Here is a 26575-nt window from a genome sequence, read left to right on the forward strand (position 1 = left end):
AATGCGGCAGAGATTTGCCATCCGTCTTCTTTCGAGCGCAGCCCTTGCAGCCGTTCTTTCGTTCGGCGCATTGACCGGCGCGCATGCGGAAGACGCGGCCAAGCCCGACGATGCCAGCAAGACCGTGATGTTCGACCCGGATACGGTTTCCACCTTCTCCGGCGCCTTCCTCGCCGCCCGCACCGCCGATGTCGACCACGACTACAAGACGGCGATCGAACTCTACAAGAAGGCCCTGCAGATCGAGCCGGGCAATCCTGAGATCCGCCAGCGCCTGATGATCTCGCTGCTGCTCAGCGGCGATTTCAAGGAAGGCGTCAAATACGCCAACGAGCTGAAGCTCGACCCGAGCATCGAGCGCGTGACGACGGTCGTACGCTCGATGGATGCCGTCGGCCGCGGCGACTACAAGGGCGCCGAAGCGATCCTGAAATATGACGGCCCGAACGATCTCGACCGGATGATGAACGACCTGCTGTCGGCCTGGGCGCGTCTCGGCGCCGGACGTGGCAAGGAAGCCCTGGCGATGGTCGAGAAGATGAAGGGACCGGACTGGTTCCGCATCTTCCAGAACTACCATGCCGGCGCAATCGCCATCGTCAACGGCAATGTCGCCTCTGCCCGCAAGCATCTGAACGATGCCGTGCTCGACAAGGATGGCGGCGCCACGGCGCCCGATACCTTCATGCGCTCGATCATGGCGCTTGCCCGCCTCGAGGCATCGCAGGGCAACAAGCAGAAGGCGCTGGACGCGATCTCCGTCGGCGACAACCTGCTGCCGAACTACGCACCGCTGAAGGCACTGCGCCAGAGCATCGAAAGCGGCGAGAAGCCGAAGCAGCAGGTCGAGAATGCCGCGCAGGGTGCGGCCGCCGTGCTGTTCTCCGTCGGCGCCGCGCTGAACCGGGATGGCGCCGAAGACATCGTCTCGCTCTACCTGCAGACCGCCAATGCGCTCGACCCCGACAGCGCCGATACGCTGGTCTTGCTCGGCGGCATTGCCGAGAAGCAGGAACAGATGGACCGCGCCATCGAATTCTACCAGAAGGTTCCGGCGGATTCGCCGATGCGCCGCATCTCTGAACTGCAGCTCGGCCTGGCACTCGCCCAGGGCGGCAAGGTGGAAGAGGCCCGCAAGCATCTGCAGCAGCTGATCGCCTCCGACCCGAAGGATATCCGCAGCTACCTCGCCTATGGCAGCGTCCTTTCCGATGCCAAGGACTATCCGGCCATGGCCGAGAACTACGACAAGGCCGTCGAGGCGATCGGCTCCCTGCCCGGCCGCGCCGACTGGACCGTATTCTTCCAGCGCGGCATTGCCTATGAGCGGCTGAAGAAGTGGGATCAGGCCGAGCCGAACTTCCGCAAGGCGTTGGAGCTCAATCCGGACCAGCCGCAGGTTCTGAACTATCTGGGCTATTCCTGGATCGACATGAACAAGAACCTCGACGAAGGCCTGACGATGATCAAGAAGGCCGTCGATCTGCGGCCTGACGACGGCTACATCATCGATTCGCTGGGCTGGGCCTACTACCGGCTCAACCGCTTCGACGATGCCGTTGCCGAGCTCGAAAAGGCCGCCGAAATCAAGGCCGGCGACGCGACGATCAACGATCACCTCGGCGATGCCTACTGGCATGTCGGCCGCAAGCTCGAGGCCGTCTATCAGTGGAACCGGGCGCTGAACTCGCAGCCCGAGGAAGCCGAGATCCCGAAGATCAAGGACAAGATCGCCAACGGCCTGAAGCCCGAGAACGACGAGGCCAAGTCCGCCGACAAGAAGCAGCCGGACCCGGCGCCGGTGACCCCGCCGCCCGTCGACAAGAAGTCCTGATAACGGATGCCGGATGCGGAGAGCCGCCGTTTCACGGTGACTGAAGACGCGCCTGCGAAAATCAATCTGGCCCTGCATGTGACGGGCCAGAGAGACGACGGCTACCATCTGCTCGACATGCTGGTGACCTTCACCAGTCACGGCGACCGGCTGAGCTTCACCGCCGCCGATGCCGACGGCTTCACCATCGGCGGGCGTTTTGCCGGCGATCTTGGTGGCGATCCCGGCAGCAATCTCGTTCTCAAGGCACGCGATCTTCTGCGCCAGGCCGTGCTTGCCCAGGGCGGCCATGCGCCGACAGTTTCCATCCATCTCGACAAGAACCTGCCGGTGGCCTCCGGGATCGGCGGCGGATCGGCGGATGCGGCTGCGGCACTGCGCGGGCTTCAGCGCTTCTGGAACGTGCGGGTGCCCGCCGATATGCTTTCGGCGCTTGCGCTGCAGCTTGGCGCCGATGTGCCGATGTGCCTGGAAAGCCGGCCGCTGATAGCGCGCGGGATCGGCGAGGAGATCGAGCGGGTGGCGCTGCCACGGCTCTTCCTGGTGCTCGCCAATCCGCTGAAGGGCGTGTCGACGCCGCAGATCTTTCGCGCACTGGCAGAGAAGAACAACCGGCCGCTCGATCTTTCGGCCGGCGACTGGATGCGGGTGATCGAGGTGAACCGCAACGACCTCGAGCCGCCGGCGCGCAGCCTGACGCCCGAGATTGCCGAGATTTCGGCCCTGCTTGCCGGGAGCGGCGCCGATCTCGTCCGCATGTCCGGCTCCGGCGCTACCTGCTTCGGGCTCTTCCCTTCCCTGCAGGCGGCGGAGGCGGCTGCGCAGCAGCTTCACAGCCAGCGGCCGGACTGGTATTTCCAGGCGACGGAAACTGTTTCGGGAGAGTGACATGCCTGGCATAGACGAGAACCGGCCGTTCATTCCCGTCGGCATCGCCGTGCTGACCGTCTCCGATACCCGCACGCTCCAGGACGACAAGTCGGGCGACACGCTCGCTGCCCGTATCGCCGAGGCCGGCCACAAGCTGATCGAGCGCGCCATCGTGCAGGACGACAGGCAGGCGATCGCAGCGCAGGTGAAGGCATGGACGGAGACCGATGGTATCGACGTTGTCATCACCACCGGCGGGACCGGCTTTACCGGACGTGACGTGACGCCGGAGGCACTGGAGCCGCTGTTCGAGAAGCGCATGGACGGCTTCTCGGAAGTCTTCCACCGGATTTCCTACGACAAGATCGGCACCTCGACGATCCAGTCGCGCGCCACGGCCGGTGTTGCCAACGCCACCTTCATCTTCGTGCTGCCCGGCTCGCCCGGCGCCTGCAAGGATGCCTGGGACGGGATCCTGAAGGCGCAGCTCGACTACCGGCACATGCCCTGCAATTTCGTGGAAATCATGCCGCGGCTCGACGAGCACCTTAAGCGCGGCGGCTGATTCTATTTGGCGGCGCGTGCCACCCAGGAAGGAATCAATTCACTGGAAAGCTGACGCAGCTTCTGGCCCTTCGGGAATTCCGACAGCCGCATGCCGCTCTTGGCCGAGGCGATCGCCTGCTTCTTGGGGACAAGATAGGCAAGCTCCAGCGGCGGCAAGGCACGGCCGACCCGCTGCAGGAACGGACGGCGATAGGCGCGCGAGGCGGTGAAACGGGCGGGCAGTTTGTTCAGCGCCACATATTCGGCGATCTCGTCGATCCAGCCTGCCTGCGGGCGCGCGCCGGGCTCGACGAAGAGCAGCCACTCGCCCCGGGCCGAACGCAATATGTCCTTGATATCCCATTGCGAATGGAAACGGCAGCCGGCAGCATCCGCCACCCGCGAGGTGCCGTCGCGCGAGCCGTGATCGAGCACCACGACATCACTTACAAGCCCTTCGACCGCGCCCGCGACCAGCACCGATAAAGTCTGCGCCAGCTCAGGTTCCTGATCCTGGCACTCCAGAACAACCGTCAACATTGCCTATTTATAATGCGCCGCACAAAATTTTGCCAGCGCGACTTTCCTCATTTTGTTCTTGCATTGTTCTCATTTTCTGATTAGGAATTTAATCATCAAGAACGGGCGAAGGCAACGCCTCCGCTGCGGGAGAATCCGATGAACGAACAGTCCCTTGCAGGGCAGGCCGCATTCGCGCCTGCCAACACGGCAGATATTGCCGAAGCGCTGATCGCCCAATCCGGCCTGCGGGTGGATGGCGAGCGCCGCCGCGGACGTGGCGCCGGGCTTAACCCGAGCGGCAGGTTCGAGCCGCAAAGCCGCGAGACGTTCGACGACGGCTGGCAGACGCTGGAAGAGTTGCCGCCGTTCCGCACCGAAGTGCAGATCGAGAAGCCGCGAACGGCGATCACCCGCAACGAGTCTCCCGACATTCCCTTCGACCGCTCGATCAACCCCTATCGCGGCTGCGAGCATGGCTGCATCTATTGCTTCGCGCGGCCGACCCACGCCTATATGGGCCTGTCGGCCGGGCTCGATTTCGAGGCGAAGCTGTTTGCCAAGCCCGATGCCGCCAAGCTCCTGGAGCGCGAGCTTGCCAAGCCCGGCTACAAGCCGCGGGTGATCGCCATCGGCACCAATACCGATCCCTACCAGCCGATCGAGAAGGAATGGCGCATCATGCGGCAGATCCTCGAAGTGCTGAACAAGGCGAGCCACCCGGTTTCGATCGTCACCAAGTCGGCGATGATCATGCGCGACATCGATATCCTCAAGGATATGGCCGCCAAGGGGCTGGTGCGCGCCTCGCTTTCGGTGACGACGCTCGACCGCAAGCTCGCCCGCACCATGGAGCCGCGCGCCTCTACGCCGCCGCGGCGGCTGGAGGCGATCCATGCGCTGAGCGAGGCCGGCATCCCGACCTCGGTGATGGCCGCACCCGTCATCCCGGCGCTGAACGACCACGAGCTGGAGCGCATTCTGGAGGCTTCGCATGCCGCCGGCGCGCGCGAGGCAGGCTATGTGCTGCTGCGGCTGCCGCTCGAAGTGTCGCCGCTGTTCCGCGACTGGCTGCTGCAGCATTATCCGGACCGCTACCGGCATGTCATGTCGCTGGTGCGCTCGATGCGCGGCGGCAAGGATTATGACGCCGAGTTCGGCAAGCGGATGAAGGGTGCAGGCCCCTATGCCTGGCAGATCTCCCGCCGCTTCGAGATGGCCACCAAGCGGCTCGGCATGGTCAGACGCAGCATGCCGCTGCGCGACGATCTCTTCGTGCCGCCGGATGGCAGCGGCGTGCAGCTGTCGCTGCTTTGAAGACTTCGCGCCCGCTGGCACGGGCGCGTGAGGAGCGTTTCGACCGGCCGGCGGGTATGCCGCCGGCAATGACGCAATACCCGCAGGCTGCCGCCGCCCTGGCTGCCTGCACACCGCGGATGGGTCCCCTGCCCCTTCGCGGCCCTAGCCCCCGGCCGCCGCCCTGTTCCGGGGGCTTGCAGGAAATCGGGTTGGCGTGCGAGGTTCAGCCGCATGAAACGTCGCACGCCACCCGATTCTCCTCTGCTTTTCGAAGACGCGCCGCTCACTCCGGATTTCAAGCTGGAACTGAAGGCCCGCAAGGCCGGTCACTGGCCGGTTGCCGGTGCCGATGAAGCCGGACGCGGGCCGCTCGCCGGCCCTGTCGTTGCCGCAGCCGTCATTCTCGACCCGAAGCGCATCCCAGAGGGGCTGAACGATTCCAAGCAGCTGTCGGCCGCCAAGCGCGAGGAGCTGTTCGTGCAGATCCTGGCAACGGCAACGGTCTCCATCGCCTCCTCCAGTGCCACCCGCATCGACGATACCGATATCCGCAAGGCGAGCCTCGACGCCATGCGCCGCGCCATCTGCGGCCTCTCCATTCCGGCGGCCTATGTGCTGACCGACGGCCTCGACGTGCCCCAGGGGCTCGACTGCCCCGGCCAGGCGGTGGTCAAGGGTGACGCCCGCTCCGTCTCCATCGCCGCCGCCTCGATCGTCGCCAAGGTCACCCGCGACCGGATGATGACCCGCGCCCACCTCGTCTTCCCCAACTACGGCTTCGCCGCCCACGCTGGTTATGGGACGGCGCAGCACCGCGCGGGGATCGAGGCGCACGGCCCGTGCCCGCTGCACCGCATGACGTTCCGGCCGTTGCGGAAGGATGGGGTGGTTGCGGTGACGGAGGAGATGTTGCGGGATTAAGGGGTAGGGTGGTTCCGCTTCTGCCGTTGCGCGCGGAGCCCCCTCATCCGCCCTTCGGGCACCTACCGGGGTCGAGCCACTGGTCTCGACCCGTCCTTCGGACCCCCGCTGGGGAAAAGGGAATTGCGCAACGTCTCGATACACCCTCCGGCCCTTGGCTGGGAAAGGGCGAACAGCCTTCTCTTCCCTCCCTTCTCCCCTCGGGGAGAAGGTGGCCCGATAGCGCCGGATGAGGGGGCTGCAGGCACCAGCCTTTGATGTTTCACACGTCCTCTATGGACCGCCCCTAGACGCGGCCCCACGTGCCACCTCGCTCCGCGGCCACCAACTTCTCCTCCCTCATTCCTGTGCCCTTAGGGCTACGCCCACGGGATGTCACAGGAATCCAGTGCGCCCCAGTCCTGGGGCGCGAGAGACTCATTGGTGCGCTGGAAGTCGTCTCGTGTCATTCACGGCGCAGACGTGCCGTGGCTGGATTCCTGTGACAAGCACAGGAATGAGGGAGGTTGGGGAGGTCTCGGTGATCCGATTGACGGCCTGCGTTGGCTGCGCGGCATGAGGGGGCCCTCCCACGGTGAACAACTGTCGCAGCAGATTGCGAGGCTGCTATAGCCGCCACACCCCAAAAACAAAAAGCCCCGCGCAATGGCGGGGCTTTTCAAACTCAATGTCCGAACCTCAGTTCAGGCGCGTCTTCACTTCGCCGACGGCGGCCTTGAAGAGGTCGGTCTGGACCTTGGCGTCCGCTTTCTTGGCGAGAACGGCTTCGGCTGCAGAGATCGCGAGGTCGACGGCGGCCGAACGGACGGCCTTCATCGCATCGGCTTCCGCCTGCTTGATCTTCTGCTCGGAAAGCGCGGTGCGGTTGGCAACGAACTCTTCCGTCTTCTTCTTGGCTTCGGCGGTCAGCATGTCTGCTTCGCGCTCGGCAGCCGCGACGATGTTGGCAGCTTCGGCTTCGGCTTCCTTGCGCTTGCGCTGGTATTCGGCCAGCAGGTGCTGGGCCTCTTCGCGCAGGCGCTTGGCTTCCGCCAGTTCGTTGCGGATCTGATCGGCGCGGTCGTCGAGCGACTTCGCCATCATGCCGGGAACCTTGAGATAGACAACCAGTCCCAGGAAGAGGAACAGGCCGATCATCGCAAAGAATGTTGCGTCAAGTGCCATCGATCAAGCCTCCTTCTTGGCGGCTGCAACGGCAGCGGCAACGTCGGTCTTGGCAGCGGTGCCGCCGATCAGCTGTTCGACGACGGCGGTTGCCGTTTCTTCAGCGATCGTGCCGACGTCTGCAAATGCCTTCGCCTTGATGTCGGCGATGCGGCCTTCGGCGGCCTTCAGCTTTTCAGCAAGGCTGGCTTCGACAGCGCGGCGATCGGCTTCGGCCTTGACCTTGGCGGCGTCACGAGCGGCAGAGCCGATCTGATTGGCCTTGGCGCGGGCTGCGGCGAGTTCGCCTTCATAGGTTGCGACTGCGGCGTCGGCTTCGGACTTGAGGCGGGCTGCCTCGTCCAGGTCCTGAGCGAGCCGGTTATGGCGCTGCTCGAGGATGCCGCCGATGCGCGGTGCGATGACCTTTTGCATGAGCACGAAGAAAACAGCGAACGTAATCACCAGCCAGAGAAGCTGGGATGCGTAGGTCGACGAATCGAACGGCGGGAAAACGCCGCCATGATGCTCGCCACCGGCAACGCCGGTTTCGGTATGGACCTCGCCAGCAGCCGGGGCGGCGTGCGGATCCGTACCAGTGGCTGCACCCGTTTCTGCCGTTCCCGCCGGAGCCTCTTCAGCATAGGCCGGGGTCACAAAAAACATGCTCACCTCCAGGTGTACTGCAAATGCAAAGGATCACGGCTTGCGGTCTGCAGGCCGTGATCCCTCAATCCACCGAAATTAAACGGCGAAGAGCAGGAGGAGAGCGACGAGCAGCGAGAAGATGCCCAGAGCTTCCGTAACGGCGAAGCCGAAAACCAGACGGCCGAACTGGCTGTCAGCGGCAGACGGGTTGCGCAGAGCGCCGGACAGGTAGCTGCCGAAGATGTTGCCGAGGCCGAGAGCCGTACCGGCCATACCAAAGCAAGCCAGACCTGCACCGATGAACTTTGCTGCTTCCGCTTCCATGTTGAACTCCTTTGAAATGGTTGTTGCGGCGAATGACTGACGCCCTTTGACGTCGATGTCGTTATCCTTAGTGCCCGCCAGGGTGGATCGCGTCGTTGAGGTACATGCAAGTCAGTACCGCGAAGACGTAAGCCTGGAGGAAGGCGACGAGGAACTCGAGACCGGTCAGGGCGACGGTCATGATGAGAGGAAGAATGGCACCGCCGATGCCAAGCGCGCCAAGGGCTCCGAGCGAGGCGACGAAGCCTGCGAACACCTTGAGCGTAATGTGACCGGCGAGCATGTTTGCGAAGAGACGAACCGAGAGCGAAATCGGACGGGACAGGAACGAAATGATTTCGATCGCCACGACCAGCGGCAGAAGAATGCCGGGAACGCCTTGCGGGACAAACACATTCAGGAAGTGGAAGCCGTGCTTATAGAAGCCGTAGACCAGAACCGTGCCGATGACGAGCAGCGCCAGCGCGAAGGTGACGATGATCTGGCTGGTGATGGTGAAGAAGTACGGGAACATGCCGAGCAGGTTTGCAGTCAGCACGAACATGAAGAGCGAGAAGACCAGCGGGAAGAACTTCATTCCCTTGGTGCCCGCGCCTTCCTTCAGCATCGAGGCGATGAATTCATAAGACATTTCAGCGACCGACTGCGAGCGGCCGGGAACGATCGCGCGGTTCGAGGTCGAGAAATACAGGAAGCCTGCGGCAACGGCAGCCGAAGCGACCATAAAGAGCGAAGCGTTGGTGAACGAGAAATCAATCCCGCCGACTTCGATCGGCACAATCTTCTGGATCAGGAACTGATGGGTCGGATCGTTAGACACCGCTTGTTCTCTCTTCTTTGGCCCGCGGGCGCGGGATCATTCATAATGAACGAGGCGCTGGCGCGCCCTGCCCTATTTGCTGCCGTTTCCGTTTCCAGGCTCCGGTTTTGCAACCTTGCCTGCGGCACGGAGAACATTCAAAACACCGGCACAAAATCCGAGAAGCAGAAGAATAATCAAACCCCAAGGCGCCGTGCCGACAAAACGGTCGAGGAGATAGCCCAGAAGCGCGCCGACAATGATAGCGGAGATGAATTCGCTCGAAAGCTTCATCGCCTGGGCATAGCCTTTACGGCTTTCCTCGGCGCGGGCCTCGCTCGCCTGTTCCTCTCTCGCCTCTACACGCTTTGCCTTGAGCTCTGCTCCCAGCTGCGTGCGGCGCCTGTCCAGACTTTCTTCCCGGTCATCCGACATGGTTCCTCCTCCTACATCCCTATCCGCAATCCCGCTACCCCGGTCCCGCGGACGTCAGAGACATGGAATATAGAACCTTTCGGCCCGTTCTGAAGTCGCGCGCAACATAGTTTTAGGGATTGGTATAGTCAAGGCATAGGGCGCCCGTGCCTGGACATAAAATAATCGTTTTATATCAGGCACTTGATCTCAATCTCGGCCGCTTGGCAAAATTCGAGCGGGAGAATCAGCTTTATAGCCGGTGGAAGCTGCAGAGAATCCACAGATTAGCGGCGCTCAGCTCCAGCCGCCGCCATAGGTGCGGTAGAAGACGTGCAGGCCGATGCGGCCGACCTTCTCCATGGTCTTGGCCCATTTCGGGCGGACATAGACCGCGTGATAATGCGTGGCGGAGCCAACCTGCGGCAGCCAGATCTTGCCGGCCGTCACCGCCATCGCCACTTCACGGGCCATGCGCCAATGATATTGCGAGTTCACGCGATCCTTGATGTTGTCGCAGGCAAAGGAGAACTGGCAGCGGTTGCGCCAGTCCTCGTTCTGATAGACGACGCCGCAGATGGTTTTCGGATAGGCCGGGTTGCGAACGCGGTTGAGGATGACCTGGGCAACGGCTGCCTGCCCCTTCACCGATTCTCCGCGGGCCTCGAAATAGATGCCGGACGCGAGACATTGCTGCTCGGCGGCGGAAAACACCGTTGGCGGAAGAACGCTTGCGGCCCAGGCATGATCCCTGGCGCCGATCTGCGGCACGAAGCGGCCGTCATTGGCGCCCTTGTCGGCAAGGATCGAATCGAAAGGAGACTGGCGGGAGTAGTCGGGCGCGGCCGGGGCATAGGCGGTTGCCAGCACATCCGGCTTGTCGTTGTTGACGAGATCGGCAAGGAAGGTCGGCACCACGGTTTCCGGCTTGATCGGCTCCTTCTTATAGAAGGCCATGGCGATCTCGATTTCCTTGCCCTTGATCTTCGGCTTCACGAAGGCCGACTTGTCCTTGAGATTGAAGGCCGGCTGGAAGAGCAGCCGGGTGCGCTGGAGAATGGAGCCGGCGGTGAAATCCTTCGGCGGCTGCATCTTCTCGACGGCGACGATGCGGCCCTTCTTCAGGCTGCGGTTGACGCGTTCTTCATCGGTCGTGTCCTCATGCCCCTTCCCTTCGGCGACGAAGGCGACCTTGCGGCCATCGGGAAGAACCATGCCGGCACCGGCGGCGACCGTGCCCGTCACGATCGGGTCTGCGAAGGTGAGTTCGGCCTGGTGGATGGAGCCGGCCGGCGAATTGGTCATCACCATGCGCCAGTTCTCGCGGCTCTCATCGAGGCCGGCGAGCATGGCGGCGAGATCCGCATGCGAGACGATGGAAGGGAATACGAGCCACCCGCAGATGCCGAAGATGGCGGGTGAGACCCAGTTTTTGGGCACAATACGCAGCTTGCCGAGGGAAACGCTCTTTCGACGCAACGCCAGACTCCGGGAACACGGGACGCATGAACTTTGTATCGAAAATCTCTCATTAACCTTGATGGTTGGTTAATTTGCCGTCCCAGAATCTCCCATGAGCATTTTTTCATATAGCGAAACGCAAAAAGCCCGACGCGATGGCCGGGCTTTGAAAGATGTCTTTGCGTCGCGTCAGATGATGACGTGCGATCCGAGCTCGACCACACGGTTGGCCGGCAGGCGGAAATAGTCCGACGGGTTCGCGGCCGCATTGGCGAGCGCGATATAGAGACGGTCCTGCCAGTAAGGCATGCCCGACTTCGCATCGGGAACCAGCTTGCGGCGGCCGAGATAGAAGGAGGTCGACATGATGTCGAACTTCAGCCCGGTCTTGCGCAGAGTGGCGAGCGCCTGCGAGACGTTCTGGGTTTCCATGAAGCCGAACTGCAGTTCGACGCGCGAGAAGCGCTCGGAAATCGGCTCGACCTTGTAGCGGTCGATGCTCGGAACGCGCGGCTTGTTGACGGTGCGGATCGTCAGGATGACGTTCTTGTCGTGCAGAACGTGATTATGCTTCAGATTGTGAAGCAGTGCAGCGGGCGCGGATTCCGGATCGCTGGTCAGGAAGATCGCGGTGCCCGGAACATGGGCCGGTGAGTGATCGCTCTTGCGCTCGATCGAGCTGACGAAGGAGGCGAGCGGAATATCGGTGTGGCGGGTCTTCTCGGTGAGAATGCCGGTGCCGCGGCGCCAGGTCCACATGATGACGATGAAGGCGCTGGCGATCAGGATCGGGATGTAACCGCCGTCGTGAATCTTGAGCAGGTTGGCGCCGAGGAAGATCAGTTCAAGCGCCAGCAGCGGCAAAAGCACGATCGAGGCAACCAGGATCGACCAGTTCCAGCGGGTGCGGACGAACTCGAAGGCCATGATGGTGGTGACGACCATCGCGCCGGTGACCGAGATGCCATAGGCCGTTGCCAGCGCATCCGAGGTCTTGAAGGTGATCACCAGGAACATGACGCCGAGGAAGAGGATGGCGTTGACCGACGGCAGGAAGATCTGCCCGGTATTGGTTTCCGAGGTGAAGAGGATTTCCATGCGCGGCAGGAAGCCAAGGTTGATCGCCTGGCGCACCAGCGAGAAGGCGCCGGTGATGACGGCCTGGCTGGCAATGATGGTGGCGCAGGTGGCGAGCACGACGCCGAAGGGCAGCGCCCATTTCGGGAACATCAGATAGAACGGATCGGACATCGCCTCCGGATTGCCGAGCACGAGCGCGCCCTGGCCGAGATAGTTCAGCGTCAGCGCCGGGAAGACGAGCGCGAACCAGGCCCACTGGATCGGACGGCGGCCGAAATGGCCGAGGTCGGCGTAGAGCGCTTCGGCACCGGTGATCGTCAGGAACACGGCGCCGAGCACGACGATGCCGTAGAAGCCTTCGTTCAGCAGGAAGCTGACGGCATAGTAGGGATTGAAGGCGGCGAGAATGCCGTAGTCGTCGGAGATATGCGACAGGCCGACGACCGCCATGACGATGAACCACAGCGCGGTAATCGGACCGAAGAAGCGGGCCATGGTGCCCGTTCCGCGTGACTGGAAGGCAAAAAGGCCAACCAGGATCGCCACCGAGATCGGCACGATATAGGGCGAGGCATTCGGCGCCACGAGCTTGATACCTTCGACTGCCGACAGAACCGACAGTGCCGGGGTGATCATCGCGTCGCCGAGGAAGAGTGCCGCACCCGTCAGGCCGAGGGCGACGAGGATCGCCGTGTGGCCGTTGGCGGTCTTCATCAGCAAGGCGAGCAGCGACAGCGTGCCGCCTTCGCCTTCGTTGTCGGCGCGCAGCAGCAGCAGCACGTATTTGATGGTGACGATGATGGTCAGCGCCCAGATCATCAGCGAAATGAGGCTGATGACTTCAAAGCGCGTGAGACCGTCCTGGGCCACCGGCTTCAGCGCTTCGCGGAAGGCGTAAAGCGGGCTGGTACCGATATCTCCATAGACGACGCCAACGGAGCCGAGCGCAAGATAGAAGAGCTTGCGCGGCGTCATGTTGCTGTCGTGCGAATGACTTTCGTCGGACATGAAGTAACAAACAGGCTCCTCAGAGCCAGCCTTTCCAGCGGAAAAAGAAAAACGGAATGACGGCGGAGATGACCATCAGGGCCAGCGAATAGGGGTAGCCCGCCGCGAAATGCAATTCCGGCATGAATTCAAAATTCATACCATAGATGGATGCGACAAGCGTCGGCGGCAAGAACACCACCGATGCGATCGAGAAGATCTTGATGATCGAGTTCTGTTCGATGTTGATCAGGCCGAGCGAAGCATCGAGCAGGAAGGTGATATTGCCGGCGATGAAGGATGCGTGCTCGTTCAGCGACTGGATATCGCGCGACACGGTGCGGCAGAGTTCCTTGGTGGCCTGGTCCTGCTGCACCGCCGGCAGCGCATAGAAGAAGCTCGACAGACGCGACAGCGACGCGAGGCTGTCGCGCACCTTGCTGACCAGCCGGTGATGGGCGGCGATGTCGCGGAGCTTCTCTTCCAGATAGTTCGACGGCTTGCGGACCTTCTTGGCGCGATCGCCGAAGACATGGGTCGAGAGGATATCGATGCGGGAGACCGAAAGCTCGAGGATCTCGGCGGTGCGGTCGACGATGGTCTCGAGCAGCTTGGCAAGCAGGGAAGCGCCGTTGCGCCACTGTTCGGGCACGCGATGCAGGGCGGCGATGAACAGCTTGAAGGATTTCGGGTGGGCGTAGCGGATGGTGATCAGCTTGTTGCCGGCCAGGATGAAGGCGACATCGGTCAGCGTCGGAGAGGATGTATCGGCCTGCCAGACGAGCGAGGCGGTCATGAACACGGCGTCGTCCTCGGTATAGAGACGGGCCGACGGTTCGATGTCCTTGAGGTCGTCGCGGGTCGGCACTTCGATGCCGATCACTTTTTCGACGTAGAGCTCCTCCTCGCGCGTCGGCTCGACCATGTCGATCCAGACGACGTCATCCGGAAATGCGGCGGTCTGCGACAGATCGCCAATCTCGACGGATTTGCAATTGGAGCAATAGGCGGTGATCAACGGGCCGGTCTCCAGCCGCGTTCGCGCCTTGCCATGATCGCCATCATCGCACGCCCTTCCATTACGCGGCCGCCGATAGGGCAGCGCCTGCCCTGTAGCCTAACGGAAACGGATAAAAAAAGTTCATACCACTCCGGCTGCGTCCGGCCATTTGCCGGATGCGCATTGTGCTCAACCGCATCGCAGTCACCAATCCTTCAACCGACAAGTCAACTCCGAACATGCAGGCTGGCCGGGAACCCTGGGGCAAAAGGCGGCCGTCATCGAGCATCTGCAGAAGCCGCCCTCATGGCGACGGCGGGGCATATGACGGAAAGCGGTGAAATAATCAAGACGTGTTACGTGAACTGCGCGGTTTCACCACATTTCCCCCGCAATTTGGGGTATGCGGCGCGCGCTCACGAAACCGCGTTTGTGCTATTCGAAGACAATTGCCGGGGCAGCGCGCTGCGGCTGGCCGCCGACTTCCGCCCAGACCTTCGCAGCGATCTCCTTATAGATACCGGCGACGATGCCGTTCGGCTCGGAGGCGACGAGCGGGGTGCCGGCATCCGAGGTTTCGCGGATGTTCATGGTCAGCGGCACTTCGCCGAGGAAGGGCACGCCGATGCGCTCGGCTTCCTTGCGAGCGCCGCCATGACCGAAGATGTCGTAGCGGGTGCCGGTATCGGGAGCGATGAAGTAGCTCATGTTCTCGACGATGCCGAGAACCGGGACTTCCACCTTGCGGAACATGTTGAGGCCCTTGCGGGCGTCGATCAGCGCCAGATCCTGCGGCGTCGAGACGATCACGGCGCCGGCGAGCGGTACCTGCTGGGCCATGGTCAGCTGCGCGTCGCCGGTGCCGGGCGGCATGTCGACGACGAGAACATCAAGATCGCCCCAGGCGACTTCGCGCAGCATCTGCATCAGTGCCGACTGGACCATCGGGCCACGCCAGATCATCGCGGTCTCCTCATCGACGAGGAAGCCCATCGACATGACCTTCAGGCCGTAATTTTCCATCGGGTTGATGATGCGGCCGTCGATCTGCGTCGGGCGGCCGGAGATCTTCAGGAGCCGCGGCATGGACGGGCCGTAGATATCGGCGTCGAGGATGCCGACCTTCAGGCCGTTGGCGAGAAGGCCGAGCGCCAGATTGACGGCGGTGGTCGACTTGCCGACGCCGCCCTTGCCCGAAGCGACGGCGATGATGGCGCCGATGCCGGGGACGCCGATCTTGCCGGAGCGCGGCTGCTGGGTCTGCGGGGCGTGCGAATGGGAATGGCCGTGGTGATCGTGGCCGGCATGCGATGCGGCGGCTGGACGGGCGGCGGGAGCAGATGCCGAGGCAGCCTTCTTGTCCGCCGTCAGCGCCACCAGCGCGCCCTTGACGCCCGGCATTTCCTTGATGACGCGCTCGGCGGCCTGGCGCAGCGGCTCAAGCTCCTTTGCCCGTTCGGCAGGCACTGTGATCGAGAAATAGACCTTGCCGTCGGAGATGAAGACATCCGACACCATGCCGAGCTCGACAATATTATGTTCGAGATCGGGACCGCGCACGGTCTTCAGCGTTTCGAGAACCTGTTCCTTGGTGACCTCAGTCATGCATTCCTCACGCGTATCTTTGTGACACGTAGATAGTCGAGGGCTGCGCCTTCGCCAAACGAAATCAGCATTGAGGGAAACGGAAATCGCGCAATCGAATTCCGTTGCGGCCATCTGGTCCGCCAGGCTTTCGCCTAGATGGCCGCAACGGTCTCCCCGAAAACCAAAGCGATCAGACCCACCTAGCGCAATGGCCCAAAATGACCAGAGCCTAAAGCACACTAATAATTGGGGGGCGGCGATGATCCCGAACCTGCCGTCACAAAAAAGCAACAGCCGCCGCCAGCGACCGGATGCATGAGGAAACGCATCGACAATGCTGGACGGCGGCTGGCCGAAACGGCGCCATTTTTAGCGCTCTTTTCAAAGTCCCCTCTGGACCTCTGCCAAATAAGAAGCAAGGTGCATGCCAAGTGCCGCGCTTGGCTTTGCCGGTACGCGGCTGTATGGCCAGCGGAACCGAAACGGACGACGACGATGGAACTGCCGAGACAATTGCGCGAACGGGTGGAAGCGATGCTGGAGGGCCAGCCGCTGGATGCGCTGAAGCGCGCCTCGGCGCGGCTTTCGAGCCGCTACCGGCAGGAGCTTCGCGACGGCAGCTTCCATATCAGCGACCAGCTGGCGGCGCAGGCCTATCTCGCCGCACGGCTGCCCGCCACCTATGCGGCGATCCGCGCGGCGATGGAGATGATCGCCGAGGTGCGGCCCGGCTTCGAACCCCGCCAGCTCATCGATGTCGGCGCCGGTCCGGGCTCGGCACTGTGGGCGGCCGCCGACTGCTGGCCCGATATCGAGCAGGCGACGATGGTCGAAGCAAGCGAGGCGATCCGGCAGACCGGGAAAAGCCTTTCCGAAGGTCTGGAAGTTGCCTCCACCTGGCTGGATGGCAATCTTATCAAGGCCTTGCCTGACATCGCGCCGGCCGATCTCGTCACCCTCGCCTATGTACTGGACGAGATCGAGCCGCATCAGATCGCCGCATCGATCGGCAAGCTGTGGGCGCTGACATCAGATACGCTGCTGATCATCGAGCCGGGGACGCCGGCGGGATGGGAGCGGATTCTGGCGGCGCGCGACGTGCTGCTGTCGAAGGGCGCGCATATTGTGGCGCCCTGCCAGCATGCCAAGGACTGTCCGATCGTGGCGCCCGACTGGTGCCACTTCTCGCGGCGCGTCGCCCGCTCGAAAATCCACCGGCTGGTGAAGGATGCGGACGTGCCTTGGGAAGACGAGAAGTATATTTTCATCGCCGCCAGCCGCGTCCCCTCGCCTCTGCCGGAGGCACGCGTCATTGCGCCGCCGCAGGGTTCGGGCAGCGTCATCCGGCTGAAGCTCTGCCGCGAGGATGGCAGCGCGGCCGAGCAGATTTATTCGAAGAGAGACGGCGCCGCCTTCAAATGGGCCCGCCGTGCGGATTGGGGCGATGCCCGGGAAAAGGACAGCGGCTGATCCGGCTGCCCATCTTTGAGACGCGCTGCCGATTTTTTCGGCAGCTTACTTGATCAGGCCGATGCGCAGCGCCTTGGCAACCGCCTGGGTGCGGTTGACCGTATCGAGCTTCTTCGTCGCCCGGTTCAGATAGTGGTTCACCGTATGCTCGGAGAGGCCGAGAATATCGGCGATCTCGGCGCTGGTCTTGCCGGCGGCCGTCCAGTTCAGGCAATCGACTTCGCGATCGGTGAGCGTATCGGTCAGCCGGTTGTCGAGATTGCGGATCTCGGCCAGCCGGTCGAAGACGTGGATGGCGATATAGGAGAGATTGCGCATCTCTTCCGGCGTGTAGGGCTCGCGATCTCCGGCAAAGGAGACGGCGCCGCGCAGGCCTGACGGCTCGTGCGTCGGGAAATAGGCGCAGCGCACCATGCGGAAACGCTCGAAAAGCCCGGCGACCATCGCCGACTTGCCGTCGTCGCGGACCCAGCCCTTCGACGTGTCATGGAAGAAGGGCAGAGACGAGGTGCGCAGGCGGCGCAGAACCGGGCTGTTCATCATCAGCCCTTCCTGATCGTAGAGCGACAGCAGTTCGGCCGGCCAGCTGGTAATGACGGTCGTGCTCTGCAGTTCGAAGGAGGTAATCGGCGGCAGGTTGAGAACCATGAAGGCGCGGCTGCCGAAAGCATCCGTCACGCGCTTCATGAAACGGAAGATATCGAACTGGGTCTTCAGACCCGCTATCTCCTGGACGTATTCATCCGTCTGATCGGATGCTTGAGACAAGGCCATCTATTCTTCATCTTCCCGAGCTTGCGGTTCAGATCAACTGCGCTGCTAAATTGCTAAACCTATTGAAAAAATATGGTCTCCCGGCCTTAAAATGCACGGCCGGTCGAAGCTTGTATCTCTTTTGCGAGTTATCGCAGTTGGTGTGATTCGCCACCAAATCTCAATATGGTCCTCATCATAAGCATGCTCTTCTTTTGCGTCCACCCGATGAAGCCATCACGCCCGCGTTACCGGCGCGGGCCGAGCCGGATGCGCATGCCTTCCATGATGCTTTCGGCCGCCGCTCGGACGGGGCCGGCCCACTCGGCAAGCCGCTCCATCGTCAGCCGGTAGGCGGGGCCGGTGATCGAGACGCCGCCGACCAGACTGTGATCGGCCGTCCAGATCGGCGCGGCGACGCAGCGGATGCCCTGCTCGTGCTCCTCCCGGTCGAAGGCGCAGCCCTCCCTGCGAATATCGGAAAGCTCGGCGAGCAGGCTTTCGGGTGAAGCCAGCGTGTGTTCGGTGAAGCGCTGGAACGGGATGGCGGCCGCAAGCGCGGCAACGGTGGCGTCCGGGAGCACGGAAAGAGCCGCCTTGCCGACGCCGGTGCAATAGACCGGCGAGGCATTGCCGATCTGCGAATACATACGGACGGATTGCTGGCCTTCCACCTTGTCGAGATAGATGATCGAGGTACCGCGCAGCACGCCGAGATGGACGGTCTCGCCGCTCATCGCCTGCAAGGCGCGCAGATGCGGCTCGGCGATCAGGCGGAATTCGTTCTTCGCCCAGCTGCGGGCGGCGAGATCGAGCAGGCGCAGTCCCGGCGAATAGCGGCCGTCGGCATCGAGCTCCAGCAGCCCCTCCTCCACCAGATGACCGAGCTGGCGGTGCAGCGTGCCGCGCGGCTGGTTGGCCTGCGCCAAAATGTCCGTGAAGCGCAGCGGCCTTTCGGCATGGGTCACCAGATCGAGCAGAACCATCAGCTTGCCGAGGGTTCCGGTGTCGTTTTCGCCTTCCGTGCCTTTTCGCGGAGCCATCGATCGCCTACCGTTGTGACCGCCTGCGGTCTTGACAGAGAGGCCAGCGTAAATCGATAATTCCACATAGTCAAATTAAGTTCCAAATAATGGAACTTCGGGAGGAATGCGGTGACGGGCGTATCGGCACAGTTTCCGGAATTCAGGGATCGCACGGTTCTGGTGACCGGCGGCGGATCGGGCATCGGCGCGGCGATCGTCGAGGGCTTCGCGCGACAGGGTGCAAAAGTATCCTTCATCGATGTCGCCGAAGACGAGAGCCGCGCGCTTTCCCTGCGGCTTTCGCGCGACAGCGAGCATCCCGTGCATTTCTTCAAGGCCGATCTTCGCGACATCGAAGCGATCCGCCAGACCGTCGATGCGGTGGTGGCGCAGTCCGGGCCGATCACGGTTCTCGTCAACAATGCAGCGCGCGACGACCGGCATGATTTCGATACGGTGACGCCCGAATACTGGGACAACAACCAGGCGACCAATCTGCGCCATGTGTTCTTCACCGCCCAGGCCGTGGCGCCCTCGATGCGCGAAGCGGGCGGCGGGGCGATCGTCAACATGTCGTCGATCGCCTTTCTGCTGAACATGCCCGATTTCCCGGCCTATTCCACCGCCAAGGCCGCCGTGATCGGCCTGACGAAGAGCATGGCGGGCAAGCTCGGGCCGGACAATATCCGCGTCAACTGCATCCTGCCCGGCATGATCGTCACCGAGCGGCAGATGAAGCTCTGGCTCACCGAGGAAGGGATCGCCAAGACCGTCGAGCGACAGTGCCTGAAAAGGGTGCTGAACGCCGATGCGATCGTCGGTCCCGGTCTATTTCTTGCATCCGATTGCGCGGCGGCAGTGACCGCGCAGTCCATGATTGTCGATGGAGGCATTTTCTGATGGCAAAACCCGCATATGTCGCGGTTGACTGGGGTACGAGCAGTTTCCGGCTCTGGCTGATCGCCGACGATGGCAGCGTGCTCGGCGAAAGCCGCGGCAGCGAGGGCATGACGGTGGCGGCGAAGACAGGCTTTGCCGAAGTGCTTGCCGCGCATCTCGACAAGGTTTCGGCACCGGCCGATCTGCCGGTCATCGCCTGCGGCATGGTCGGCGCCAAGCAGGGATGGGTGGAAGCCGGTTACACCGATATGCCGGCGTCGCTCTCGTCGATCCTGACGGGCGCTGTCTCCGTTCCCGGCCAGAGCCGCGATATCCGCATTCTTCCGGGCCTTGCCCAGCGCGACAAGGCATCTCCCGATGTCATCCGCGGCGAGGAAACCCAGCTGCTCGGCGCACTCGGCCCTGAAAGCACAGGCGCGCAGGCGGTCTGCATGCCCGGCACGCATTCCAAGTGGGTGCATGTGCAGGACGGCGAGGTCATCGGTTTCTCGACCTTCATGACCGGCGAGCTTTTCGACGCGATCACCAAGCATACGATCCTGTCGCATGCCGTTGCCGGCGCCGACCAGTCGCCCGCCGACAACTCCGCCTTCAAGGCTTCCGTCACCGCCGCCTTCCGCCAGCCGGCGATGGCGACGAACCTGCTCTTCACCGCCCGCTCCGGCCAGTTGCTTCATGGCGTGACGCCGGCTGCGGCACAGGCAAAGATTTCGGGCACTCTGATCGGCCTCGAAATCGCCGGGGCGCTGTCCGATGCCGCCAACGATACGCCGATCGCGCTCGTCGCTTCCGGCCGCCTGCAGACGCTTTACGAAACCGCCTTCAAGTCCCTGTCTCTTAAATTCACGACGATAGATGCCGATACGGCCGTTCTTCGCGGCCTCTCGGCCGCTGCTGCCGCTATCTGGTCAAAGTAAGAAAGTTAAAGCCATGAACCGTATTCCTTTCCCCTCCATGAAGCGCCCGCTGATCGCCATCCTGCGCGGTATCAAGCCGGAAGAAACCGCTGGCGTCGTCGGCGCGCTGATCGAAAACGGCCTGCAGGCGATCGAGATACCGCTGAACTCGCCGGAGCCCTTCAAGTCTATCGAAATCGCTGCGAAGATGGCGCCTGCCGACGTGCTGATCGGTGGCGGCACCGTGCTGACGGTCGAAGCGGTCGACAACATGCACAATGCCGGCGGCAAGCTGCTGGTGACGCCGAATGTCGAGCCCGACGTCATCATCCGCGCCCGCGGCTATGACATGGTATCGATGCCCGGCGTCTTCACGCCGACGGAAGCGCTTGCCGCAGCGCGCGCCGGCGCCACCGGCCTGAAGTTTTTCCCGGCAAGCGTGCTCGGCCCGTCGGGCATCAATGCGATCCGCGCCATCCTGCCGCCGGAGCTCGTCATTGCCGCCGTCGGCGGCGTTTCCGACAAGAACTTCTCCGAATACACCGATGCCGGCATCAAGGCCTTCGGCCTCGGCACCAGCATCTACAAGCCGGGAATGACTGCCGCAGAGGTTGCCGAGCGCGCCAAGGCGACCATTTTAGCCTATGACGCAGCCGTAGGAGCATAGGCATTATGACCGCTATTTATGAGTTTGAAGGCAAAACACTTTGCGACACCAATTCCGTACTTGGCGAAGGCCCGACCTATGATCCGGCGACCGATACCGTCTGGTGGTTCAATATCCTCGGCAAGGAACTGCATGAACTGACGCTGTCGAGCGGCGCGAAGAAAGTGCACGCGCTGCCGATGATGGCGAGCGTTCTGGCGCGGATCGACAGCAAGCGGCAGCTGCTCGCCACCGAAGAAGGACTGTTCGTGCGCGATGTCGCCGACGGCAAGCTCACTTTCTATGCGGCGCTCGAAAACGACATGCCGGAGAACCGCTCCAACGACGGGCGCACGCATCCCTCGGGCGCGCTGTGGATCGGCACGATGAGCAAGCGCGCCGAGAACCAGGCGGGCTCGATCTATCACGTCGCCTCCGGCGGCAAGGTCACCAAGATTTTTGCCGGGATCAGCATTCCGAACTCGATCTGCTTCTCGCCCGACGGCACGATCGGCTACTACACCGATACGCGGATCAGCCGCCTGATGCGGGTGATGGTCGATCCGCAGACCGGCCTGCCCTCCGGCGAGCCGATCGTCATGGTCGACAGCATGGAAGATCCGGGTGGCATCGACGGCTCGGTCTGCGATGCCGACGGCTATATCTGGAACGCCCGCTGGGGCGCCGGTGTCGTCGACCGCTACAGCCCGGACGGATTGCGGATCGCCCGCTACAAGGTGCCGGCCGCCCAGCCCTCCTGCCCCGCCTTCATCGGCAAGGACGCGGACCGGCTGGCAGTGACGACCGCTTGGGAAGGTCTCGACGAGACGGCCCGCTCCACGCAACCGCAGGCCGGTGCACTTCTGGAACTCGGCGTTGCCGTCAAGGGCGTGTTCGACCCTGCTTTTGTGATCTGAAACGGGTCAGAAACGTTGACGAAGGGCATTCCCGGCGCGAGTGCCCTTTTTCTATTCCGGCGGCAGAATTCTGCAGCCGATGCGATAAATGTTCCCGAAAAATCGCGAAATTTTAGAGATTTTTGAGAGGAACCAATAGCCTACCCACCCATTTTCCCTTTCGAACCGGCACGGCAGAGACGCCCGAACAGAAGCGGCAGCCGCGCTAGAGATCACACTAGGGAACACAAAGGTAGGTTCGAAATGACACGCAAACTCCTGACGACCGTTGCTGCTGGCGCCCTGTTTGCCACGGCTTTCGCACCGGTGGCATTCTCGCAGAGTGCTCCGCAGCCCGCGGCCCGGGCGCTACCCAGTCGGCTCCGGCCGATGCGACGGCACCGAAGATGCCTGATGCGACGGCTCCGGCCGGTGACGCAGCCCAGGCTCCGGCGCCTGCAGCGTCCACTGACACTGCACAGGCCGGTGGCGGCACCTATCTCACCGAACAGGGTGCAGATCAGGTCAGCGCCAACACCTATATCGGCCAGTCGGTCTATACCGGTCAGAACGAAAGCATCGGTAACGTCACCGACCTGATCATGAAAAAGGATGGTGGCCTCGTTGCTGCCGTGGTCGGTGTCGGCGGCTTCCTTGGTATCGGCCAGAAGAACGTCGCCGTGCCGATGGAAAAGATCACCGTCGCCCAGAACACCCAGGACGGCAGCGTCAAGCTGACGACCACGGAAACGGCCGACAGCCTGAAGGCTGCACCGGAGTTCAAGACCCTGCAGATGCAGGCAGCCGAAAAGGCTCCGGCCGCAACGGGTGGCACGATGCCGACCGACTCGACGGCAACCGGCTCGACCACCACCAAGTAATACCGGGCGGGAAACCGCACGGGAGTATAGCGTAGATGGCGGCGCCCTTCGGGGCGCCGCCATTCCTGTTTCTAGAGCAGCGAACAGAAGCGCAGCGCGTCGTAGATCGCCGCGTGAACATTGCGGCTGGAGACGGCGTCGCCGATGCGGATCAGGTCGAAGGCGGCCTCGGCGTTCTTGACCGGGATAGGCTGCTTGCGGGCGATGAGCGATGCGTAGTCGACCGCCCCCAGGTTTCGCGACAGCGGCTTCAGCTCCAGATAGAGATCGGCATTGGCCATGGTGCCGTGCTCGACGACGACCTGGGCCACACGCCGCTCGCGCGTTACCGCACCGGCATAATCCGAGCCGAGAACGGCGACCAGGCCGTTGCCGTCGCGGCGGACCGATTTCAGCCGGGTGTTGATGGTGACGCGAACATCCTTCTCGGCGAAGGTCTTGGCATAGGGCACATGGTTCATGCCGCCCATTTCGGGGGCGAAGAAGCGTTCGGGCGAGACGAGCTCCAGATCGGCGCCGCCATTGGCGATGACCTCGGCGGCCGACATGCCCTGATGGCCGCCATTGTCGTCGAAGAGCAGGACCGAACTCTCGGGCTTTACGGCGCCGGCAAGAATATCCCAGGACGAGGTGACCAGCTCCTCGCCTGCCTCCAGCTCCGGCGACTGGGCAATGCCGCCCGTGGCGACGACGACGAGATCGGGAGAGAATTCCAGGACTTCATCGGCACCGGCATAGACATCGTAATGGATGGCGACGCCGAGGCGCTCGAGCTCTTCCAGCCGCCAGTCGATGATGCCGATCATTTCCTTGCGGCGCGGATTGCGGGTGAGCAGGTTGATCTGGCCGCCGGCCTTGCCGGTTGCCTCCAGCACATCGACGCTGTGGCCGCGCTCGGCGAGCACGCGGGCCGCCTCCAGGCCCGCGGGACCGGCGCCGATGACGACGGCCTTCCTTTTGGCCGCTGCCTTCTCGATCTCATGCGGCATCTCGGCCTCGCGGCCGGTTGCGGCATTGTGGATGCACAGTGCCTCGCCGCCTTCATATATGCGGTCGAGACAGTAGGTGGCGCCGACACAGGGGCGGATGCGCGCCTCCTCGCCCGCCATCACCTTGCGCACGATATGCGGATCGGCGATGTGGGCGCGGGTCATGCCGACCATGTCGAGCTTGCCTTCGGCAATCGCATGGCGGGCGGTGGCGATATCGGCGATACGGGCGGCGTGGAACACCGGGAAGCGGGTCGCGGCCCTGACCTCGCCGGCGAAATCCAGATGCGGCGACGCGGCCATGCCCTGGATCGGGATGACGTTGTTGAGATCGGCATCGTGATCGATATGGCCGCGGATGATGTTCAGGAAATCGACGCCGCCGGATGCCACGAGGCGGCGAGCGATCTCGATCCCCTCTTCGCGTGAAAAACCCTTCTCCCAATCTTCGTCCGCCACCATGCGGATGCCGACGATGAAATCGGGGCCGACGGTCTTTCGCACCGCATCGGTGACCATCAGCGAGAAGCGCATGCGGTTTTCGAGCGAGCCGCCGAATTCGTCGTCGCGGCGGTTGGTGGCCGGAGACCAGAAGCCATCCATCAGGTGGCCGTAGGCTTCGAACTCGATGCCATCGAGCCCGGCTTCCTTCATGCGCTGCGAGGCGGAGACGTAATCGGCGATGATGCGCTCGATATCCCACGCCTCGGCTTCCTTCGGAAATGCGCGGTGGGCGGGCTCGCGGATCGGCGACGGCGCCAGCACCGGCAGCCAGTCGCCCTTGTTCCAGCCGGTGCGGCGGCCGAGATGGGTGAGCTGGATCATCACGGCGGTGCCGTATTCATGACAGTCGTCGGCGAGCTTCTTCAGCCACGGCACGATCTCGTCGCGATAGGCGTGGAGATTGCCGAAGGCGGGCGGAGAGTCGGCCGAGACGACGGCAGAGCCTGCGGTCATCGTCAGCGCGATGCCGCCCTTCGCTTTCTCCCTGTGATAGAGCCGGTAGCGGTCGGTCGGCATGCCGTCTTCTGAATAGGCGGGCTCATGCGCCGTCGACATGACGCGGTTTTTCAGCGTCAGATGCTTGAGCTGAAAGGGCTGTAACAAGGGGTCTTTGGATGACGTCATGAGACACTCGCTTTTCGCGCCGAAGCAAGCGGGGATCATGGCGCAGCGGCGCTAAAATAGAAATGTCTGATGACGCCGTGGACTAGCCTCGATGCGGCTTATGCAGGGATGCGGTCGGCGCCTGCCGAGTCGTAATTCTCGTGCAGGAAGCGCAGCGTGGCGATGCTGTCTGCCGGTTTGCCGAAATGGTAGCCCTGGCCCATGCCGCAGCCGAGCGCGCGAAGCTTCACGGCCTCGGAATAATCCTCGATGCCTTCGGCGACCACCTCGAGATCGAGGCCCTCGCACATCGTCAGGATCGCCTTGATGATATGTTCGGAGGCACGGTCATTGTTGATGCGCGAGACGAAGGCGCGGTCGATCTTCACCTTGTCGAAGATGAAGTCGCGCAGGCGCCCGAGGCTCGACTGGCCGGTGCCGAAATCATCGAGCGAGACGCGAACGCCGGCCTGGCGCAGATCGGAGATGATGCGGTGTGCCGTGTCGGCGGAGCTCATCACTGCGGTTTCGGTGATCTCCAGCTCCAGGCGGTGCGGATCGAAACCGACGCGGCCGAGGATGGAGAGGACGTTGGCGCTGGTGCCGGGGTCCATCAGCTGCGCCGAGGACAGGTTGAAGGAGAGGAAAAGCTCGCGCGGCCAGGAAAGTGCGGCCTCCGCAGCCTTGCGCAGCAACGTTTCAGATAGTGCGTCAATAAAGCCGCGCTCTTCGGCGAGCGGCACGAAGACGCCCGGCGAGACGAAGCCGAGATCCGGATCATTCCAGCGGGCGAGCGCCTCGAAACCGACGACCTGATTGTTGGCAAGCGAAACGATCGGCTGGAAGTGCACGTCGATCGCATCCGAGATGATGGCGTTTCTGAGCGCCTGCTCCAGCTGCGTCGCCCGCTTCATCTCCTGCGCGATCTCGCGCGAATAGACGGTGATCTGGCTGCGGCCGCGGCGCTTGGAACGGTAGAGCGCGGTCTCGGCGCTCTTCAGGAGCTCGTCGAACTCCTCGCCGGCAAACGGATAGATTGCAAAACCGAAGGATGCAGAGAGGCGCACGTTCCGGTCGCCGAGATCATAGGGTGCCGACAGCACTTCGCGGATCATCTGGCCGAATTTTTCGGCACTCGCACGCTCGAAGATCAGCGGCAGGACGAAGGCGAACTCATCGCCATCGTGGCGCGTCACAAGCGCGCCGTCGGGGATGCAGGCCTTCAGGCGGTGAGCGACCTGGCAGAGGATCTCGTCGCCGGCGGCGGATCCGAACAGGTCATTGATAGGCTTGAAGGAATCGAGATTGGCGATGCCGATGGTGAACGGCGCCGGATCGTTGGCGCGCTCGGCCGAAATCTGGGTGACCCGGTCGCGCATACGATGGCGATTACCGAGTCCGGTCAACGGATCGGTATAGGCCATGGCCTGGAGCTCATTCTGGCTCACGGGCATAAAAGGTACGTCCACCGGTTTCATATTTTGACCTGAGATTTCACTCCCTCCGGGGAGAATGGCGGCCAAGTCTTAATAAACCGATAGTGGAAAAGCGATGTTTGGGATTGTTGGCGCCCCAAAATC

General features: G+C 62.8%; 24 protein-coding genes and 1 pseudogene. 11 read left to right on the top strand and 14 right to left on the bottom strand.

Annotated features, from left to right (window positions below; translation table 11 throughout):
* Position 1: 1 nt before the first annotated feature.
* The 3 genes from F2982_RS03880 to moaB are packed head-to-tail and all read left to right on the top strand — an operon-like array spanning position 2 to position 3269.
* Positions 2 to 1834, top strand: coding sequence for a tetratricopeptide repeat protein (locus tag F2982_RS03880; RefSeq protein ID WP_112719106.1), 1833 nt, complete (start codon positions 2 to 4; stop codon positions 1832 to 1834).
* A gap of 6 nt (positions 1835 to 1840) precedes the next feature.
* Positions 1841 to 2722 carry a 4-(cytidine 5'-diphospho)-2-C-methyl-D-erythritol kinase gene (locus F2982_RS03885; RefSeq protein WP_203429291.1) on the top strand — a complete coding sequence of 294 codons (882 nt, stop codon included), beginning with the start codon at positions 1841 to 1843 and terminating at the stop codon, positions 2720 to 2722.
* A gap of 1 nt (position 2723) precedes the next feature.
* Positions 2724 to 3269 carry a molybdenum cofactor biosynthesis protein B gene (gene moaB / locus F2982_RS03890; RefSeq protein WP_203429292.1) on the top strand — a complete coding sequence of 182 codons (546 nt, stop codon included), beginning with the start codon at positions 2724 to 2726 and terminating at the stop codon, positions 3267 to 3269.
* Between the two features lie 2 nt (positions 3270 to 3271).
* On the opposite strand, the gene F2982_RS03895 is transcribed toward moaB, so the two are convergent.
* Positions 3272 to 3790, bottom strand: a complete 519-nt coding sequence (locus tag F2982_RS03895) for a glycosyl transferase (protein WP_203429293.1) — start codon at positions 3788 to 3790, stop codon at positions 3272 to 3274.
* Positions 3791 to 3928: 138 nt separating this feature from the next.
* On the opposite strand from F2982_RS03895, the gene F2982_RS03900 reads away from it, so the two are divergent.
* Positions 3929 to 5086 (top strand): PA0069 family radical SAM protein, encoded by a 1158-nt coding sequence (locus F2982_RS03900; RefSeq protein ID WP_203429294.1) that lies wholly within the window; start codon positions 3929 to 3931, stop codon positions 5084 to 5086.
* Positions 5087 to 5299: 213 nt separating this feature from the next.
* Positions 5300 to 5989 carry a ribonuclease HII gene (locus F2982_RS03905; protein ID WP_203429295.1) on the top strand — a complete coding sequence of 230 codons (690 nt, stop codon included), beginning with the start codon at positions 5300 to 5302 and terminating at the stop codon, positions 5987 to 5989.
* A 678-nt stretch (positions 5990 to 6667) separates the two neighbouring features.
* Here the strand turns inward: F2982_RS03905 and F2982_RS03910 are convergent.
* The 9 genes from F2982_RS03910 to apbC form a co-directional block, all read right to left on the bottom strand.
* Positions 6668 to 7153: a F0F1 ATP synthase subunit B gene (locus F2982_RS03910; RefSeq protein ID WP_112719112.1), complete on the bottom strand. Its 486-nt coding sequence runs from the start codon at positions 7151 to 7153 to the stop codon at positions 6668 to 6670.
* A 3-nt stretch (positions 7154 to 7156) separates the two neighbouring features.
* Entirely contained in the window at positions 7157 to 7798 is a 642-nt protein-coding gene (locus tag F2982_RS03915; protein ID WP_112719113.1) for a F0F1 ATP synthase subunit B, read from the bottom strand.
* Between the two features lie 78 nt (positions 7799 to 7876).
* Positions 7877 to 8104: a F0F1 ATP synthase subunit C gene (locus F2982_RS03920; protein ID WP_003588243.1), complete on the bottom strand. Its 228-nt coding sequence runs from the start codon at positions 8102 to 8104 to the stop codon at positions 7877 to 7879.
* A 67-nt stretch (positions 8105 to 8171) separates the two neighbouring features.
* Positions 8172 to 8924, bottom strand: a complete 753-nt coding sequence (locus tag F2982_RS03925; RefSeq protein WP_112719114.1) for a F0F1 ATP synthase subunit A — start codon at positions 8922 to 8924, stop codon at positions 8172 to 8174.
* Between the two features lie 72 nt (positions 8925 to 8996).
* Entirely contained in the window at positions 8997 to 9338 is a 342-nt protein-coding gene (locus F2982_RS03930; protein ID WP_112719115.1) for an AtpZ/AtpI family protein, read from the bottom strand.
* Between the two features lie 276 nt (positions 9339 to 9614).
* Positions 9615 to 10796, bottom strand: a complete 1182-nt coding sequence (locus tag F2982_RS03935; protein WP_246777505.1) for a cell wall hydrolase — start codon at positions 10794 to 10796, stop codon at positions 9615 to 9617.
* 171 nt (positions 10797 to 10967) lie between these two features.
* Positions 10968 to 12866, bottom strand: coding sequence for a potassium transporter Kup (locus F2982_RS03940; RefSeq protein ID WP_203429296.1), 1899 nt, complete (start codon positions 12864 to 12866; stop codon positions 10968 to 10970).
* A gap of 19 nt (positions 12867 to 12885) precedes the next feature.
* The gene (locus tag F2982_RS03945; protein WP_203429297.1) at positions 12886 to 13863 is read right to left on the bottom strand and encodes a magnesium transporter CorA family protein; all 978 of its coding nucleotides are present in this window, start codon (positions 13861 to 13863) and stop codon (positions 12886 to 12888) included.
* Between the two features lie 417 nt (positions 13864 to 14280).
* Positions 14281 to 15450, bottom strand: coding sequence for an iron-sulfur cluster carrier protein ApbC (gene apbC, locus F2982_RS03950; protein ID WP_112719119.1), 1170 nt, complete (start codon positions 15448 to 15450; stop codon positions 14281 to 14283).
* A 477-nt stretch (positions 15451 to 15927) separates the two neighbouring features.
* Between apbC and F2982_RS03955 the strand changes: the two genes are divergently transcribed.
* The gene (locus F2982_RS03955; RefSeq protein ID WP_203429298.1) at positions 15928 to 16902 is read left to right on the top strand and encodes a small ribosomal subunit Rsm22 family protein; all 975 of its coding nucleotides are present in this window, start codon (positions 15928 to 15930) and stop codon (positions 16900 to 16902) included.
* A 45-nt stretch (positions 16903 to 16947) separates the two neighbouring features.
* On the opposite strand, the gene F2982_RS03960 is transcribed toward F2982_RS03955, so the two are convergent.
* On the bottom strand, positions 16948 to 17676 hold the full coding sequence (locus tag F2982_RS03960) for an autoinducer binding domain-containing protein (RefSeq protein WP_112719121.1): 729 nt from the start codon (positions 17674 to 17676) through the stop codon (positions 16948 to 16950).
* 227 nt (positions 17677 to 17903) lie between these two features.
* Complete coding sequence (locus F2982_RS03965) at positions 17904 to 18698, bottom strand: IclR family transcriptional regulator (RefSeq protein ID WP_203429299.1); 795 nt, start codon at positions 18696 to 18698, stop codon at positions 17904 to 17906.
* Positions 18699 to 18809: 111 nt separating this feature from the next.
* On the opposite strand from F2982_RS03965, the gene F2982_RS03970 reads away from it, so the two are divergent.
* From F2982_RS03970 to F2982_RS03990, 5 genes and pseudogenes are all read left to right on the top strand, one after another.
* Positions 18810 to 19580: an SDR family oxidoreductase gene (locus F2982_RS03970; RefSeq protein WP_203429300.1), complete on the top strand. Its 771-nt coding sequence runs from the start codon at positions 18810 to 18812 to the stop codon at positions 19578 to 19580.
* The gene (locus F2982_RS03975) at positions 19580 to 20497 is read left to right on the top strand and encodes a 2-dehydro-3-deoxygalactonokinase (protein WP_203429301.1); all 918 of its coding nucleotides are present in this window, start codon (positions 19580 to 19582) and stop codon (positions 20495 to 20497) included. The genes F2982_RS03970 and F2982_RS03975 overlap by 1 nt, the downstream gene beginning before the upstream one ends.
* Before the next feature lie 13 nt (positions 20498 to 20510).
* The gene (locus F2982_RS03980; RefSeq protein WP_112719125.1) at positions 20511 to 21143 is read left to right on the top strand and encodes a 2-dehydro-3-deoxy-6-phosphogalactonate aldolase; all 633 of its coding nucleotides are present in this window, start codon (positions 20511 to 20513) and stop codon (positions 21141 to 21143) included.
* Between the two features lie 5 nt (positions 21144 to 21148).
* Positions 21149 to 22039 carry an SMP-30/gluconolactonase/LRE family protein gene (locus F2982_RS03985; RefSeq protein WP_112719126.1) on the top strand — a complete coding sequence of 297 codons (891 nt, stop codon included), beginning with the start codon at positions 21149 to 21151 and terminating at the stop codon, positions 22037 to 22039.
* Positions 22040 to 22282: 243 nt separating this feature from the next.
* Positions 22283 to 22899 (top strand): annotated as a pseudogene (locus F2982_RS03990) (PRC-barrel domain-containing protein).
* A gap of 71 nt (positions 22900 to 22970) precedes the next feature.
* On the opposite strand, the gene F2982_RS03995 reads toward F2982_RS03990, so the two are convergent.
* Positions 22971 to 25016: an NADH:flavin oxidoreductase gene (locus tag F2982_RS03995; protein ID WP_203429302.1), complete on the bottom strand. Its 2046-nt coding sequence runs from the start codon at positions 25014 to 25016 to the stop codon at positions 22971 to 22973.
* 98 nt (positions 25017 to 25114) lie between these two features.
* Positions 25115 to 26473 (bottom strand): EAL domain-containing protein, encoded by a 1359-nt coding sequence (locus F2982_RS04000; protein WP_112719129.1) that lies wholly within the window; start codon positions 26471 to 26473, stop codon positions 25115 to 25117.
* Positions 26474 to 26575: the final 102 nt, after the last annotated feature.

This window comes from Rhizobium sp. BG4 (assembly GCF_016864575.1).
Taxonomy (GTDB): domain Bacteria; phylum Pseudomonadota; class Alphaproteobacteria; order Rhizobiales; family Rhizobiaceae; genus Rhizobium.

Coding starts and splice junctions, on each gene's coding strand:
- F2982_RS03880 (WP_112719106.1), top strand. CDS start 2: ATGCGGCAGAGATTTGCCATCCGTCTTCTTTCGAGCGCAGCCCTTGCA.
- F2982_RS03885 (WP_203429291.1), top strand. CDS start 1,841: ATGCCGGATGCGGAGAGCCGCCGTTTCACGGTGACTGAAGACGCGCCT.
- moaB (WP_203429292.1), top strand. CDS start 2,724: ATGCCTGGCATAGACGAGAACCGGCCGTTCATTCCCGTCGGCATCGCC.
- F2982_RS03895 (WP_203429293.1), bottom strand. CDS start 3,790: ATGTTGACGGTTGTTCTGGAGTGCCAGGATCAGGAACCTGAGCTGGCG.
- F2982_RS03900 (WP_203429294.1), top strand. CDS start 3,929: ATGAACGAACAGTCCCTTGCAGGGCAGGCCGCATTCGCGCCTGCCAAC.
- F2982_RS03905 (WP_203429295.1), top strand. CDS start 5,300: ATGAAACGTCGCACGCCACCCGATTCTCCTCTGCTTTTCGAAGACGCG.
- F2982_RS03910 (WP_112719112.1), bottom strand. CDS start 7,153: ATGGCACTTGACGCAACATTCTTTGCGATGATCGGCCTGTTCCTCTTC.
- F2982_RS03915 (WP_112719113.1), bottom strand. CDS start 7,798: ATGTTTTTTGTGACCCCGGCCTATGCTGAAGAGGCTCCGGCGGGAACG.
- F2982_RS03920 (WP_003588243.1), bottom strand. CDS start 8,104: ATGGAAGCGGAAGCAGCAAAGTTCATCGGTGCAGGTCTGGCTTGCTTT.
- F2982_RS03930 (WP_112719115.1), bottom strand. CDS start 9,338: ATGTCGGATGACCGGGAAGAAAGTCTGGACAGGCGCCGCACGCAGCTG.
- F2982_RS03940 (WP_203429296.1), bottom strand. CDS start 12,866: ATGTCCGACGAAAGTCATTCGCACGACAGCAACATGACGCCGCGCAAG.
- apbC (WP_112719119.1), bottom strand. CDS start 15,450: ATGACTGAGGTCACCAAGGAACAGGTTCTCGAAACGCTGAAGACCGTG.
- F2982_RS03955 (WP_203429298.1), top strand. CDS start 15,928: ATGGAACTGCCGAGACAATTGCGCGAACGGGTGGAAGCGATGCTGGAG.
- F2982_RS03960 (WP_112719121.1), bottom strand. CDS start 17,676: ATGGCCTTGTCTCAAGCATCCGATCAGACGGATGAATACGTCCAGGAG.
- F2982_RS03965 (WP_203429299.1), bottom strand. CDS start 18,698: ATGGCTCCGCGAAAAGGCACGGAAGGCGAAAACGACACCGGAACCCTC.
- F2982_RS03975 (WP_203429301.1), top strand. CDS start 19,580: ATGGCAAAACCCGCATATGTCGCGGTTGACTGGGGTACGAGCAGTTTC.
- F2982_RS03980 (WP_112719125.1), top strand. CDS start 20,511: ATGAACCGTATTCCTTTCCCCTCCATGAAGCGCCCGCTGATCGCCATC.
- F2982_RS03985 (WP_112719126.1), top strand. CDS start 21,149: ATGACCGCTATTTATGAGTTTGAAGGCAAAACACTTTGCGACACCAAT.
- F2982_RS03995 (WP_203429302.1), bottom strand. CDS start 25,016: ATGACGTCATCCAAAGACCCCTTGTTACAGCCCTTTCAGCTCAAGCAT.
- F2982_RS04000 (WP_112719129.1), bottom strand. CDS start 26,473: ATGAAACCGGTGGACGTACCTTTTATGCCCGTGAGCCAGAATGAGCTC.